Origin of the sequence: Halobacteriovorax sp. GFR8, assembly GCF_050955245.1 — a bacterium.
Taxonomy (GTDB): Bacteria; Bdellovibrionota; Bacteriovoracia; order Bacteriovoracales; family Bacteriovoracaceae; genus Halobacteriovorax_A.
Genome location: NZ_JBPBLR010000002.1, coordinates 1,463,970 through 1,478,335 on the forward strand (window position 1 = coordinate 1,463,970; position 14,366 = coordinate 1,478,335).

A 14,366-nucleotide genomic window follows, 5' to 3' on the forward strand; every position below is an offset into this window, starting at 1 on the left:
TAAACTAGATACCCTTTATTTACTGTATTCATATTATTATGAAGTTATTATCTAGTGTTAAATTAATCACTGCTTTGATCCTATGCCTGATGGCCAGTAGTGCACTAGCTAATGAATTGAATTTTAGAATTCTAAATAAAGACCAACGATCTCAATTTCTCTCTCTTACCAATTGGAAGAAGTATATTCGTCATCTCCACTATGATGACTCGAGAAGACGTCAGATCGTTTATAAGTCTCTGAAGCTTGAAACAAATTTTAAAAATCCAAGTGAAGAATTCGATCACTATGTTACTCGCTTTTATAACGATGCTAATTTTAGATGTGATGAATTTACAATTTATGAATTCATGGCAGAAGTGGCCGGCTTTAGACCTAGTGCAAATAAATGTGATAATTATTTTTCAACTTTTATCTTCCAAAAAACTGGTTTAGTAGATATTGGCTTTTATAAAAATCGTATCATAAAACTTTCATATTTGATGGCATCTAAAGGTGAAAGTGCCATGAGCCGCTTTGGCCACAGTATGTTCTATGTAGCTGCTTGTAAGGTCGATAAAGAGAAATGTCCTGTAAGGCAACAAGTCGAGTTTGTTCTAGGTGTAGCCGCAGATGTTGATGACTTATCTCCTGGCTTTTTCAAAGGGATCTTTGGCGGTTATGCTGCAAAGATAGATTTCATGAGTCTTTCTCAGGTTAAGCAAAAATATAATTATGAAGAACTTAGAGATCTTTATCAATACGATATAAAAGTAACAGACATTAGTAAGAGGAGATTTATTTCCCATGCTCTTAACTTATATAAGAGCAAAGATATGGGACGTTATAAATTCTTTTCAGCAAACTGTGCAACGGAATCTTATAAGCTCATTAGAGCAGCTTTTGGGCATAAGAGACTACGATCAAATATTTCAACGCCAAAAGGTCTTTTAGAAGAATTGCAAGACAATGGATATATAAGCACTAAAAGGACTCGTACTTTTAAAGAAAAATCAAAGAAGGTTTTAAATAGCCTTGCATTAGTTAAGGTTGAAAGTTTTGAAGATTACCTTTCGCTTGCGCCAAGTACAAGGGCCGCCAACGCCCAGATGTATCATCATCAACATTCTCGACAAGATACAAAGGATACTTCTGTGTTACATGCATTTGTTTTTCTTGAAACAATGGCCTTTTCTACAGAAAATACGAATTTACTTCAGTTTGCTTCAAAAAATGAACATGCAGATATTGCTAATGAATTTGAAGCTCTAGCTAGCGAGTATAAGAATTGGTACCGACAGAGCAATTTACTTTTAAGAGAAGGAAAGAAGCCTAAGGCAAATGATATCACAAATAGAATTGACCAATTCTATCGTGATCACTTTATGGAAAAAATTGAGAAAATTAATGCAGTCGCTATGAATATAAGAACAACGAAAGAACTTATAAGAGATATCAATAAACGAAATCGTTTAGAAAAGGAGAGTTTATGAAAAATATTGCACTAATTGTTTTAACAATTCTAAGTCTTAATGCACATGCAGAAGGTATGTCTGAAGGTGAACTATCTACGATTCTTACAATCTCACCATTTGTGACAACAACTGAGGCCATTACTGATGCTTTCACGACGGATGAGTTTGAAGAAGCAGGTCAAATCATTGCAGATGGAGTCGTGACTGAAGAAGAACGTCAAGAGATGTCGATTGAGCTTAAAGGAAGACTAGAGGAATGTATTGAGTCTGATGGAGCTGAATTTGAATCACCGGAGGCTGACTGCCTAAAACTTCTTGCAAGTTACGATTACTAATTAGCTTTATATCTTGGGCCAGCTTCTTAGTTGGCCCAAATATAGCGTCTTACTTTCTTGATCCCTTCTTCTTGGAATCTCTCCATTGCTTTAGAACTTGCTTCATTAATCAACTTAATCGTTGGATAGTTCTCTTTTGTTTCTTCTTTATTAATTGCATATGGCGGGCCAAAGTCACGAGGGCCATCATGATCCATTGTAATCAGGAGAGTCTTTGTTTCTTCTTGGATTAATCTCTTAATTGTAGGGTAGTACTTCTCTTCTCTCATGCAAACCGGAAGAGCAACATTTGAGGCCCTGTCGTATAGAAAGTCGATCTTTCCTAAGTCGTTAATTTCGAAAAAGTCTTTATTATGAACTTCGATCTTTCCATCTTTTGAAGTATAGACACTATCAACTAAATTAAAATCAATTTCATTCTCTTTAAAAAACTGTTCAACTGGATCTTTTACAACTTCAACGCCAATTACTTTTGCCCCCTTATTTGCAAGATAGATCATATCAAGTGATTTACCACACAGGGGAATGAGTACCGTTTTTCCATTTAGATCTCGATCACTAAAGTAGTCGATCATGGCCTGGTTATATTCACTTTGATGAAAACCTGTGAAGCCTTTGTCCCATCCTTCTTGCCAAAACTTTGCGTTATCTTGTTTTTGATTTGTTTCAATTTTCATATCGACGCTCTAAATGTAGTGAGGGGCCAAATCCCTTGGCCCCTCTTTCTAGCACTTCGATTCAACCGGAGTTGGATCAAATTTAATTTAATTGTAACTTCTAGCTTCCACACATTTGGCAATCTTCTGGATTGTCGATTGAACAAATCATTGCCGCAGCTTCTTGCTCAAGTTGCTCAGGAGTTTTCTTTCCTTCGTTCTTTACTGTGAACTGAACAGCGTTAACTGCAGCACGTGAACGTAGGTAGTACATACCTGTCTTAAGCCCTTTCTTCCATGCATAGAAGTGCATTGAAGAAAGTTTCCCGAAGTTTGGATTTTCTAGGTGGATATTAAGTGACTGACCTTGATCAATATAAGGCCCACGTCCAGCAGACATATCAATTACTGCTTTTTGCTTAACTTCCCATACTGTTTTGTATAGAGCTTTTAAGTCCTCAGGGATTCTTTCAATTGCTTGAATTGAACCATTATTAGCAATGATTTCATTTCTTAAAGTATCATCCCATAGTCCACGATCAATTAGGTCACGTACTAAGAACTTGTTAACAACTGCAAATTCACCTGAAAGAACACGTCTTACGTAGATATTTGAAGTAATTGGCTCAAAACATTCGTTATTACCAAGGATTTGAGAAGTTGATGCTGTTGGCATTGGAGCAACTAGTAGTGAGTTTCTTACACCATGCTTTGCTACCTCTGCTTTTAGTGCATCCCAGTCCCAACGTCCTGAGTGAGCTGAGTGTCCCCACATGTCAAATTGGAATTGTCCTTGTGACATTGGTGAACCTTCGTAAGTTGAATATGGCCCATCAACCTTAGCAGTATCTTTTGAAGCTGTAACAGCTGCAAAGTAGATTGTTTCAAAGATATCGTTATTAAGCTGAAGTGCTTCTTCTGACTCAAATGGAAGTCTCATCATGAAGAATGTATCTTGAAGACCTTGTACACCTAGACCAATAGGACGGTGTCTCATATTAGAGTTCTTCGCTTCAATAACAGGGTAGTAGTTTACATCAATAACTCTGTTAAGGTTCTTAGTCATGCGGTAAACAACTTCATATAAGTGCTTGTGGTCGTATGTTACATTCCCTTCTTTGTCAGTCTTAACGAATTTGTTAAGAGCAACTGAAGCAAGGTTACAAACGGCAACTTCATCAGGTGCTGTATACTCAAGAATTTCTGTACAAAGGTTTGAAGACTTAATTGTACCTAGATTCTTTTGGTTTGATTTTTCGTTGGCTGCATCTTTGTAAAGCATGTACGGAGAACCAGTTTCTGTTTGTGATTCAAGCACTGCAAACCATAGGTCTTGGGCACGAATTGTCTTCTTAGCTTTACCTTCAGCTTCGTAGCGAGTGTAAAGTGCTTCAAATTCTGCACCATAACAATCAGCTAAACCTGGACACTCGTGTGGGCAAAATAGAGACCACTGTCCATCTTCTTCAACACGCTTCATGAATAAGTCTGGAGTCCAAAGTGCGTAGAAAAGGTCACGCGCTCTTTGTTCGTCTTTACCTGTATTTTTCTTCATTTCTAAGAATTCGAAGATATCTGCGTGCCATGGCTCTAGGTAAACTGCGAATGAACCTTTACGCTTTCCACCACCTTGATCAACGTAGCGAGCAGTATCATTGAAAACCTTAAGCATTGGAACGATACCGTTTGACGTACCATTAGTTCCCTTAATGAATGAACCTTTTGCGCGGATATTGTGGATTGATAGACCGATACCACCAGCAGACTGTGAAATAAGTGCAGTTTGCTTAAGCGTATCGTAGATACCATCAATTGAATCATCTTTCATTGTAAGTAGGAAGCAAGAAGACATTTGTGGCTTATTTGTTCCTGAGTTAAATAGAGTAGGAGTAGCGTGAGTAAAGTACTTCTGACTCATTAGGTTGTAAGTTTCAATTGCTGCTTCCATGTCATTCATGTGCATACCAACAGATACTCTTAGTAGCATCTGACCTGGTCTTTCAACAATTTTTCCTTCCATTCTAAGAAGGTAAGACTTTTCTAGAGTTTTAAATCCAAAGTAGTCGTAGTTGAAGTCACGCTTATCAACAATTGTCTTATCTAGTAGTTCAGCGTTGGCCACTACTGTTTCATATAATTCTTTTGAAACAAGAGGTGCGTGCTCACCTGTTGCTACGTTAACGTAGTTGTACATTTCCTTTACGTTCTCAGAGAAACAACCTCTTGTTTCTTTGTGAAGATTCGAAACCGCAATACGTCCAGCAAGAACATTGTAGTCTGGGTGCTTTGTTGCAAGATATGCTGCTGTTTCAGCTGCAAGGCCATCTAGTTCAGTCGTTGTAATACCGTCGTAGATTCCTTCAATTACTTTTTGAGTGATAAGTGTTGGATCAACATTACCTTCTAGTCCAAAAGCAAGTGTATTGATTCTATCTGTAATTTTATCAAATTTAATTGGCTCTCTCTCGCCACTTCTTGTTTGTACGTACATTTCTTAAAACTCCGCGTCTAGTGTGAATGTATTTTCTGACTTCTCAGAAAGGATACCTGGTCTTTGGTATTCAGAAACTCTCTTCTCAAAGAAGTTTGTTTTACCTTCTAGAGAAATTAGCTCCATCCAATCAAATGGATTTTCTGAACCGTAGTGTGCTTCAAGACCAAATTGTTGCATCCAAAAGTCTGCAACAAATTCAATATATTGCTTCATAAGATCAGCGTTCATACCAATTAAAGAAACTGGAATTGCATCAGTGATGAATTCTTTTTCAATTTCAACTGCTTCAGTAAGGATCTCTTTGATCTTTTCTTTGCTACATTGTTCTTCTTTATCAAGAAGTGAGTGTAGAAGAACTGCAAATTCACAGTGTAGACCTTCGTCACGAGAAATGAATTCGTTAGAAGTACATAGACCTGGCATTAGGCCTCTTTTCTTAAGCCAGAAAATTGCACAAAATGAACCAGAGAAGAAGATTCCTTCGATGGCCGCAAATGCAACAAGTCTTTCAGCGAATGTATTTTTTGAGTAAAGCCACTTCATTGCCCAGTCAGCTTTCTTCTTAACTGGCTCGAAGTGATCTACTGCGTGGAAAAGACGATCTTTTTCTTTAGCGTCTTTCACATATGTATCAATTAGAAGAGAGTAAGTTTCAGAGTGGATATTTTCCATCGCAATTTGGAATCCGTAGAAACATCTAGCTTCAGGGTTTTGCACGTCATTGTAGAAACGTACTGCTAGGTTTTCATTAACAATCCCATCACTTGCAGCAAAAAATGCAAGAACGTGAGTAATGAAGTGTCTCTCATTGTCATTTAACTTTTCCCAGTCAGTAATATCTTGGGCCAAGTCGATTTCTTCAGCAGTCCAGAAAACTGCCATGTGTCTTTTGTACATTTCCCAAATTGAATTGTACTCGATTGGGAAAAGGACGAATCTATCGTCATTCTGTGCTAGAATTGGTGAAGTCACAAGTTCCTCCTTAACTTTTGCAATAGCGTGTGTGTGCTAAATACATGCAACTTATATTTAGTAAAAAAAATATAAAATCTCTTAAATGTTATTTAATAAGATTGTGTTGTGTTGTTCTTATTCAGTGTATGACCCGTAACTTTTTATTTCAATACACAAGACTCCATAGATTTTTCTTTTTTTTGGAGGGCCGCTAATTTTTATACTTGATCAGGTTGGTGTGTCTTTCTAGACCCATTAGACAAGGGGTTTAGGCACTTTTACAAGTATTATTTTTAGAAAAAAATGCTGTCTTAAAAATTCTGTCATCTAATTTTTAGTGCTATCAGGAGAGTTTGATGCGACGTGTGTATACCATATGTTGTGGCCGTAATTTTTTTGACACTACTATATCTTGATAAAATATACGAACGATGAGGCGCATTGATTGAAGCTAGGCCTATTCCCAGTTTAATTTTAGTGTAGGAGACTCTTTAATTTTATTTCTTCTCTTGTCGTATTCACCAGTTGTTTTTACTGAAGCATGGCCAACTTCAATAGCTATCGTGTAAATATCAACACCAATTTCTAGCAGCTCTCCAATAAATGTGGCCCTTGCAGAGTGAGGAGTAATCTTAAAACCAATACCTGCTTTTTGTGCGTATTTGTCTAGCAATTCGTTGATCGTTCTTGGGTTTATTGGCTTATTTAAATTTGTTGGATCACTTGGATTCCTTGTTGGCTGAAAGAGCCAATCATTTTCTCCAGTCTCTCTTTCATTTTCATTCATCCACTCAATATATTCGTCGAGTGCTTTGATTGCGATAGGATTTAAGACTTTCTTTCCTAACTTGCCGCCTTTGGCACGGTATTGAAGGATCTTATTATTTCCTTGCTCCTGATAGTCTTTAAATCTTAGATTTAAGATTTCACTCTTTCTAAGTCCTGTTGTGAAAAACGTCGTAAAGAGGGCCAAATGGAGATACTTACTCCTTTCATTTTGTCCCATATGGTAAAGTAGTTCTAAGACTTGTTGCTTATTTAAAGCATTTGTAGGGGACTTGACTTCGCTTCGTGGCCTTCTGACACTTGCAACAGGATTAGCTTTTAAGAGGTTCTTTTCAACAAGGTATTTAAAAAATGCGCTTAGGCTTGCAAGTTTTCTGTTGATCGTTTTTGGTGTCGAAGGGTTTTGATTGTGGCCACCAAATTCTGAGAGATAATTTCTATACTTGATGACATGAATGCGCTCGATAGAATCAAAAGAAGTGAGTTTGTAATAGTCACTAATCCAGCAAAGAAATTGGTTTATATCGTTTAGATAAGATTTTCTTGTATGAGATGAAGTGAAGTTTTCAAAAAACTCTTCATCGAGAATAAAATCGTGACCAATATCTTCTTGCTTTAAATCGAACATAGAATAATTTTAGCAAGATTTTTATCTGGGGTAAGTTAGGGGAAAAAAAGGCACATATGAATGTGCCTTTAACAGGTATATTAGCTTCGTTTAGGCCTGAATTCTGGCTTGAATTAACTCAGGACGTGTCCTCTTAAGATTCCACGTTAAGCCTACGAAGTTTAAAGAACGAATTAACCATTTTGTCGGATCAAAGTGGTACCACTTGATGCCATTTCTATAGTCAGTTTGAAATGTATGGTGAAAGTTATGGTATCCCTCGCCATATGTAAATAGGGCCATCACCCAGCTATCACGTGCAGTCTGTCCTTTGTCATAAGGTCGAGTCCCCACAACATGACATAGTGAATTGATAAAGAATGTGCAGTGGTGAACAAAAACAATTCTAGCAACACCAGCAACGAATAGGCCTCCTAGCCAAGAACCTGCCCATAGGTAACCAATTAGCGCAGGCAGTGCAAAGCTAAATAGAGCAACAAAGCCAAGATAGAATTTATGCTGGAACATTACCATTGGGTCTTTCAAGAGGTCTTTAGAGTATTTATACTCATCTTGATCTTCAAGAAGGAGGATCCAGCCCATGTGAGCATAGAAGAAGCCTTCATTGATATTGTATGGATCTAGTTCAGTATCAACCTTTCCGTGGTGAACTCTATGGTCATTGCACCACTTTAATGCTGAGTTTTGAACTGCAGCAGCACCAAAGATAAGAAGTAAAAGTCTTACCGGCCAACTCGCTTGATATGATCTGTGAGCAAATAGGCGGTGGTATCCGGCCGTAATCCCAAGTCCTGTTGCAATATAGAAGATTAGGGATAAGGCCATGATTCTCCAATCAAAACCATCAAGTTTAAGCCATGCAATTGTACCAGCGATGGCAATCAGTGGTGTGATTAATAGAAAGAGTGTGTTTGTTTTATTTAAGTTTTTTAATGAATAAGTCTTTGTGCACATAGGTGTCTCTCGTGTTTGTGTTTAATTAATCTTAACAATTCACGAGCAATTTCATTGTAAAACAAATGTAAATCTTGACGATAAGTAAGTCATAAAAGGTATAAAACTGACAAATTGTAATTTAATTTGTTTAACACGAATGAGGTGAATATGGCCTATCTTGGTCGCGGGATTAGCCCACGTAAACTATTTTGGTGGTTTTTCTTTATTTCCAATGCTGCCACAATATTTGCAGGCGTTTTCTTTAATGAATTTTTCTACTACCAATACTTGATACTTGGGCCAATCTATTTACTCGGTTTCTACGATCTTATGCAAAGTGAGCATACGTTAAAAAGTAACTACCCTGTTGTTGGACGCTTTCGTTATGTGATGGAAGACTTACGTCCTAAGATCTATCAATACTTCATCGAATCTGATGAAGATGGAACACCAATTCCTCGTACAACTCGAAATGTGATTTATCAAAGAGCGAAGCTGGCCCTAAGTACAAAGCCTTTTGGAACACAAAAGGATGTTTATGAAGCAGGTTATGAGTGGATTAACCACTCAATGTATCCAAAAGAATTTCATGAGGTGCAAAAGGACTTAAGAGTTTTAGTTGGAAGTAAGCATTGTGAAAAAAAGTATAACCTCTCAATCTTTAATATTTCTGCAATGAGTTTTGGTGCTCTAAGTTCACGTGCAGTTGAAGCATTAAACTTAGGTGCAAAGTTAAATAACTTCGCTCACAACACAGGAGAAGGTGGGATTAGTGATTATCATATGAAAGGTGGTGGAGACCTCATCTGGCAGATTGGAACAGGCTATTTTGGGGCGCGAACACCTGAGGGACGCTTTTGCGAAAGAACGTTCAAAGTAAAGGCCGGCCATGATCAAGTAAAGATGATTGAACTTAAACTTTCACAAGGGGCAAAACCAGGACACGGAGGAATACTTCCGGCCAGAAAAAATACTGCTGAAATTGCACGTATCCGTGGTGTAAAAAAAGGAACTGAAGTTGATTCTCCACCATCTCACAAAGAGTTTCGTGACACAACCGAGATGGTTGCCTTTATCCAGCACTTAAGAGAGCTAAGTGGAGGCAAGCCTGTGGGCATCAAATTATGCTTTGGCCGAAAAGATGAATTTATTGAAATGGTTGAGACTTTTAAAGACCTTGATAATTACCCTGACTATATCGCAGTCGATGGTGCCGAAGGTGGGACAGGTGCTGCTCCTCTAGAGTTTTCCGACTCTATTGGAACACCATTAATTGAAGGTCTTACAACTGTTGTTAATATTTTAGAAGAGTATGGACTCAAAGATGAAATTAAGGTTATCGCTGCTGGAAAGCTCTTTACTGCATTTGATATCGTAAAGGCGGTTGCTCTTGGGGCCGATGCCTGTTACGGTGCACGTTCTATGATGCTTGCGATTGGTTGTATTCAGGCCCTCACATGTAACTCTAATAAGTGTCCAGTAGGGATTACAACTCAAAATCCAGATCTTGTTAAAGGGCTTAATGTGGATCAAAAAGGTAAGCGAGTGGCCAATTTTCATCACGCAACCGTTGAGGCCGTGCGCGAAATTGTTGCAGCTGCGGGCTATGAAAATGTAAAGGATCTAAAGCGCAAAGATATTTTTAAGCGTGATAGTAATCACGGCGTTCACTCATATGAGGATATTTATCCTTCGTATAAAACAATTAACTAAGCATAAAGTAAACAAATACCCCCCCAACTATATTTATAGCTAGGTGGGTATTTTCTTTTGTTTACTTATATTTAAGAGAAAATATATTGTCTTCTTTGAACCATTCTTAATAAGAGGAGACATTAAAATGAATTTTAAAACCATTACAGCTTTGCTATTTCTATCGTCATCATTTGCTCAAACGATAAATATTCAACAAGGTGATTTGTATCTTGGACAAGAAACAAATAATGGTCATCATACGGGTGAGGCTTGTTATGTACAAATTGATTCTATTGAAGACAATGTGAAAGGTAAGCATTGTTTTGATATAACTTGGCGTTTTTTATCAAATAGGGAAGATGTCCTTAAGGATTACGTTAAATCAAGCTCACGTATTACAAATTATCACCGTCGTGAATATCCTCAATTAAAGACTTGTGCAGTAAATATTGATGGAACAACTGATGGCGCTGATATTTATGGTGAGGATACGACTCTTCTTTACAATCAAGTATTCGCAGGTATGCACAAGATACGCTCTACTCAATATGACTATATTCTAAGTTTTAAGGCAAGCTCTAAAATACTTGCTAGTGCAAGCTTTCATATTCTTAAGTGGCATCGTAAGAATCACATTCGATGTGTAAATCTTATGAAGCTATAGGCTGCTTTATTCAATACTTAAATGAATAAGTAGTGGAAGGCCTGTTGGTATTTAATTATAGGAGGTGGGGTATTTCTATATTTACACGTATGTAGAAGTCGATTTAGAATTACCTATGAAATTTTTAATCCACCTCCATCGCCTTGTTGGTTTTTTTATTGGCCCATTCTTTTTAATCGCATCCCTTACTGGACTATTTTATATTTTTGCAACGATTGCTGAGCCATTTATTTATAAAGATACGTTGACTCACTCTAGTAGCGGAGTTCATCGACCTTTATCTGAGCAAATTGAAAAAGCAAAAGTTATTGTCGAAAATAAATTTGAAGTTAGTGCAGTTAGACCTGCTTTTGGCCAATTTGAGACAACTCGCGTCCTTTTTAAAACAAAAGACCTTTACAGAGAATATGTCTCACATACGGTTTTCATTAATCCGGTAACACTTAAACAAACAGGAGTGTTTGGCACGTATGGTACAAGTGGAGCTCTACCCGTTAAATCATTCACCGACTTTCTTCACCGCGATCTTCTCTTAAATGACTATGGCCGCTGGTACAGTGAGGTTGCTGCTACTTGGCTATGGTTTGCCGCTCTGGGTGGATTTATTATTTTCCTTTTGCGTGGAGCACGTACTAAATATCGAGGCAAGTTAAAAAAACATATTTACATTGGTGCTTTTTCTTTCGTTTTTTTTATTTTTCTATCTGCCACAGGATTAACATGGTCTAAAGGTGCTGGAGAAAATATCTCAAAGCTTCGCTCTACAATGGATTGGAAAACTCCGTCACCTAAGCGCAAGTTGTCTTCGCCATACGTTTTAAACAATAATGATAGCTTAGTGTTTGAAAATGTCGCAAAAAAATCTTATGAATATGGGCTTGATTCAAAAAAAATTGAAATTGTGAAAGGTGCAAATGATTCAGCTTGGTTTGTGAGAGAAATCGAAAGATCTCTTCCAACAAATGTTGATAGTGTAACAGTTCATCCTGTTACTTTAGAGATTATTGATAGTGCCTTTTTTAAAGATTTTAATCTTGCTTCTAAATTAACGAGGTGGGGAATTGATCTTCATATGGGAACTTTGTTCGGTCTAACTAACCAGTTACTACTTATTGTCATTATTTTCTCTTTGATCTACTTAATCGTTTCTGGTTATCAATTATCATATGCAAAATATAAAAGAATTGATTATCATTTACTTGATCTATTTATTGAATTAGATGTATTTCACAAGTCCTTGGTAATTCTTGTTTTTGTCCTTATCAGTTGGTGGCTACCTTGGTTCTTACCAATTGTTTTTGTCGTAGGGGTATTAGATTATTTAAAGATTAAATATTTATACCGATAAGGAGGCATGAGTTTATCGCAAGAAATAAATTATGATGAATTATCTCAGCAGCTCATTCGATCGATTCGTGGAGAAAAGAGCCAAGACTGGGTTAATCAAAAATTAGATGCTAGTTCAAATATTGTTCACCGATGGGAAAAGGGCCATTCTAAGGTATCTTGGGCAGATTTCTTAAAACTTTGTAAGATATTTAAAATCGACATCGACTTTATTTTCTTATCTTATCTGCGCTTTCAAGATGGTGCACAAAATCCAGATAAATTACTAGATTTCCTCTTCAGTAATAAATCATTAAGTGATATTTCAAATTCATGTGGGATCTCTACTTCTAAACTTAGGCGTTTAAAAAATGGTGAAACGGGATTTTGCCTAAATGATTTTTTACAAATTATTTTTGGACTTGATGAGATGGAGTCAATGGCCCTTGTTTTTGAGCTCACGTCAAATCGTTCAATTGAAATATTAGATCAGTATAATCAAATGCGACTTGCGATTACAAAGCACTATTTTGAAAACCCTAATATTGGCCATGTATTAGTTTGCTTAGATTTACCAGGTTATAAAAAGCTAAGCTTTCATCAGGATTCCTTTATCGCTAAGGCCAGTGGGCTTAGTATAAAAGAAGTAAATGAGATTATTGATATATGTGAGAAGAATAATCTTATTGAGAAGGTTAATGGAATCTACCAGGCCGGAACAATTAAATTAAGTGATCGAGGAAGTGCCAAACAGATGACAGATGTGCGTCGCTTTTGGCTAAATAAAGCAATCTCTAATCTTGAGAATAAGTCTGGTCTTGATGCCTATGGTTCAATGGTCTTTAATACGAGTCAAAGTGCCAGACAAGAGATCATTGCGCTTTACTTGAGGTTCTTTGAAGATTTTAAAAAAATCGTTAGTGAGGATGAAGACAAAGAAGAAGATGCTGTGACTTTGGTTCTTAATTTCAATCTCTTTAATCCTGGTGATGACGATATAAATGAATAGAAATATTCACTTGTGTCGATATTTGTTACCTATTGTTCAAAATCGGGGAGAGTTTCTTAAGCTATTGTTGCTTTGAATATATCCTAATCATTTTAATCTCTATACCTTATTCCTAAAGAAATATTAGGGAGGTATCATGAAAAAAATAATTCTTACTCTAGTTTTATCATTTGTCTTTATGGGGATGAGTTTAACTACCTATGCGAACTCGACAGCGAGGTTTGGATTAGAAATAGAAATGACTAATGTTATGACAAACGAGGTTGTTATCACGGCCGAATGTGAAGTAACGCAAGTTCTTGAATGGCGAAATGGTATTAACGTTTTTAACTGTATCGCTAATGAGAAAAAATTCTTAATGAAGAATGTTTCAAATGGCCTAGGCTATGATTACACAAAATCTAGTGCTTTCACTCATTACTTTCTAGATAGCTCAAAAGGTATTGCCGCTCAATTATTTTCAAATCTCGGTTTTGACTACGAAATTGAAAATGCTGGAACTCTTGAAGTTGTCTATCGCAATGATGGCCCTGAGGTTGTTTCAAATGACACAATTGTCGAAACAAATAGTGATGTTCTTTTATTTTCTGTGACTAAGATCGAATACCTATAATTGAAAAGGGAGCCTGAGCTCCCTTCTTTCATTTGATTATGCTGCTAATTCAAATTGCATTTTTTCTTTAGTAAGGTTCGTTAGTTTATCAAAGTCATAAGTGTATCTTTCTCTTAATAACTTATTTTCTTTAATCGTGTTTACAAGGGCCATTAGATGATGTCCTTTGCGATAGTCGACTTCTTCTTTATTCGACTTTTCACGATTACAAGTTGGACAAAGAACCTGAAGGTTGTCGATCATAAACTCTAAGTGTGGGTGAATCGATTTAGGTTTAATATGATCAATATGCATATTGTCGTGTTCGATTCCACACTTAAGACACTTCGTGCCTTGGATACGAAAGACTTGCTTACGTAAGTACTTCCAATTTTTTTCATTCCCAAATGCTACTTGGGATTTTCTTGTGTGAATAAATTTGGCAATCTCCATCTGCGTTCTAAACTCAGCTTGCTCGGCCTGCGCTAGACCAAATTTTGGTCTGATAACAAAAACAAATAGCGATAACATCAACGAGAGTGAGCCAATATACCATACTAGTGTCATGGCCAATTCACGATAGAAACCAAACGATAATCCATTCATCGCGATTGCATTCATTGCGTTTTCCTCCGTCAAAATGTCTGTGTAATGTGCGTGTGTTGTGTGTGCCTTATAAAGGACTTTTTCCACCTCCTTGCTTTATATAAAGCAAGGCTGATGCCAAAAAACATAACAATATTAGATGGTTATTATCTAAAAATTTATAAATTTAAAGATGAACAGGTGACACAAAGTAACTGTCTAAAACGCTCGGGATCAGAGCGGCGCCACAAA

13 protein-coding genes are annotated in these 14,366 nt (G+C 36.8%); 7 read left to right on the plus strand and 6 right to left on the minus strand.

Annotated elements, in window-relative coordinates; translation table 11 throughout:
• Positions 1-38 precede the first annotated feature (38 nt).
• A complete protein-coding gene (locus ACRXC1_RS07530; protein ID WP_433657745.1) occupies positions 39-1,472 on the plus strand; it encodes a DUF4105 domain-containing protein in 1,434 nt (477 codons plus the stop codon).
• Positions 1,469-1,789 (plus strand): hypothetical protein, encoded by a 321-nt coding sequence (locus ACRXC1_RS07535; RefSeq protein WP_392908304.1) that lies wholly within the window; start codon positions 1,469-1,471, stop codon positions 1,787-1,789. The genes ACRXC1_RS07530 and ACRXC1_RS07535 overlap by 4 nt, the downstream gene beginning before the upstream one ends.
• A gap of 26 nt (positions 1,790-1,815) precedes the next feature.
• Here the strand turns inward: ACRXC1_RS07535 and ACRXC1_RS07540 are convergent, their stop codons facing one another.
• From ACRXC1_RS07540 to ACRXC1_RS07560, 5 genes are all read right to left on the minus strand, one after another.
• A complete protein-coding gene (locus ACRXC1_RS07540; RefSeq protein WP_433657747.1) occupies positions 1,816-2,466 on the minus strand; it encodes a hypothetical protein in 651 nt (216 codons plus the stop codon).
• 100 nt (positions 2,467-2,566) lie between these two features.
• Complete coding sequence (locus ACRXC1_RS07545; RefSeq protein WP_433657749.1) at positions 2,567-4,936, minus strand: ribonucleoside-diphosphate reductase subunit alpha; 2,370 nt, start codon at positions 4,934-4,936, stop codon at positions 2,567-2,569.
• 3 nt (positions 4,937-4,939) lie between these two features.
• On the minus strand, positions 4,940-5,911 hold the full coding sequence (locus tag ACRXC1_RS07550; protein WP_433657751.1) for a ribonucleotide-diphosphate reductase subunit beta: 972 nt from the start codon (positions 5,909-5,911) through the stop codon (positions 4,940-4,942).
• A 439-nt stretch (positions 5,912-6,350) separates the two neighbouring features.
• Entirely contained in the window at positions 6,351-7,307 is a 957-nt protein-coding gene (locus ACRXC1_RS07555; protein WP_433657753.1) for a tyrosine-type recombinase/integrase, read from the minus strand.
• A 90-nt stretch (positions 7,308-7,397) separates the two neighbouring features.
• Positions 7,398-8,261 (minus strand): acyl-CoA desaturase, encoded by an 864-nt coding sequence (locus tag ACRXC1_RS07560; RefSeq protein WP_392908313.1) that lies wholly within the window; start codon positions 8,259-8,261, stop codon positions 7,398-7,400.
• A 150-nt stretch (positions 8,262-8,411) separates the two neighbouring features.
• Here ACRXC1_RS07560 and ACRXC1_RS07565 point away from each other — a divergent pair, with 150 nt between their 5' ends.
• From ACRXC1_RS07565 to ACRXC1_RS07585, 5 genes are all read left to right on the plus strand, one after another.
• Positions 8,412-9,956 (plus strand): FMN-binding glutamate synthase family protein, encoded by a 1,545-nt coding sequence (locus ACRXC1_RS07565; protein WP_433657756.1) that lies wholly within the window; start codon positions 8,412-8,414, stop codon positions 9,954-9,956.
• 127 nt (positions 9,957-10,083) lie between these two features.
• Positions 10,084-10,602, plus strand: a complete 519-nt coding sequence (locus tag ACRXC1_RS07570) for a hypothetical protein (protein ID WP_433657758.1) — start codon at positions 10,084-10,086, stop codon at positions 10,600-10,602.
• A gap of 115 nt (positions 10,603-10,717) precedes the next feature.
• Complete coding sequence (locus tag ACRXC1_RS07575) at positions 10,718-11,950, plus strand: PepSY-associated TM helix domain-containing protein (protein ID WP_433657760.1); 1,233 nt, start codon at positions 10,718-10,720, stop codon at positions 11,948-11,950.
• A gap of 6 nt (positions 11,951-11,956) precedes the next feature.
• Positions 11,957-12,937, plus strand: coding sequence for a hypothetical protein (locus ACRXC1_RS07580; RefSeq protein WP_433657762.1), 981 nt, complete (start codon positions 11,957-11,959; stop codon positions 12,935-12,937).
• A gap of 136 nt (positions 12,938-13,073) precedes the next feature.
• Positions 13,074-13,550 carry a hypothetical protein gene (locus ACRXC1_RS07585; RefSeq protein WP_433657764.1) on the plus strand — a complete coding sequence of 159 codons (477 nt, stop codon included), beginning with the start codon at positions 13,074-13,076 and terminating at the stop codon, positions 13,548-13,550.
• Positions 13,551-13,586: 36 nt separating this feature from the next.
• Here the strand turns inward: ACRXC1_RS07585 and ACRXC1_RS07590 are convergent, their stop codons facing one another.
• Positions 13,587-14,150 (minus strand): HNH endonuclease, encoded by a 564-nt coding sequence (locus ACRXC1_RS07590; protein ID WP_392908321.1) that lies wholly within the window; start codon positions 14,148-14,150, stop codon positions 13,587-13,589.
• Between the last annotated feature and the right edge of the window lie 216 nt (positions 14,151-14,366).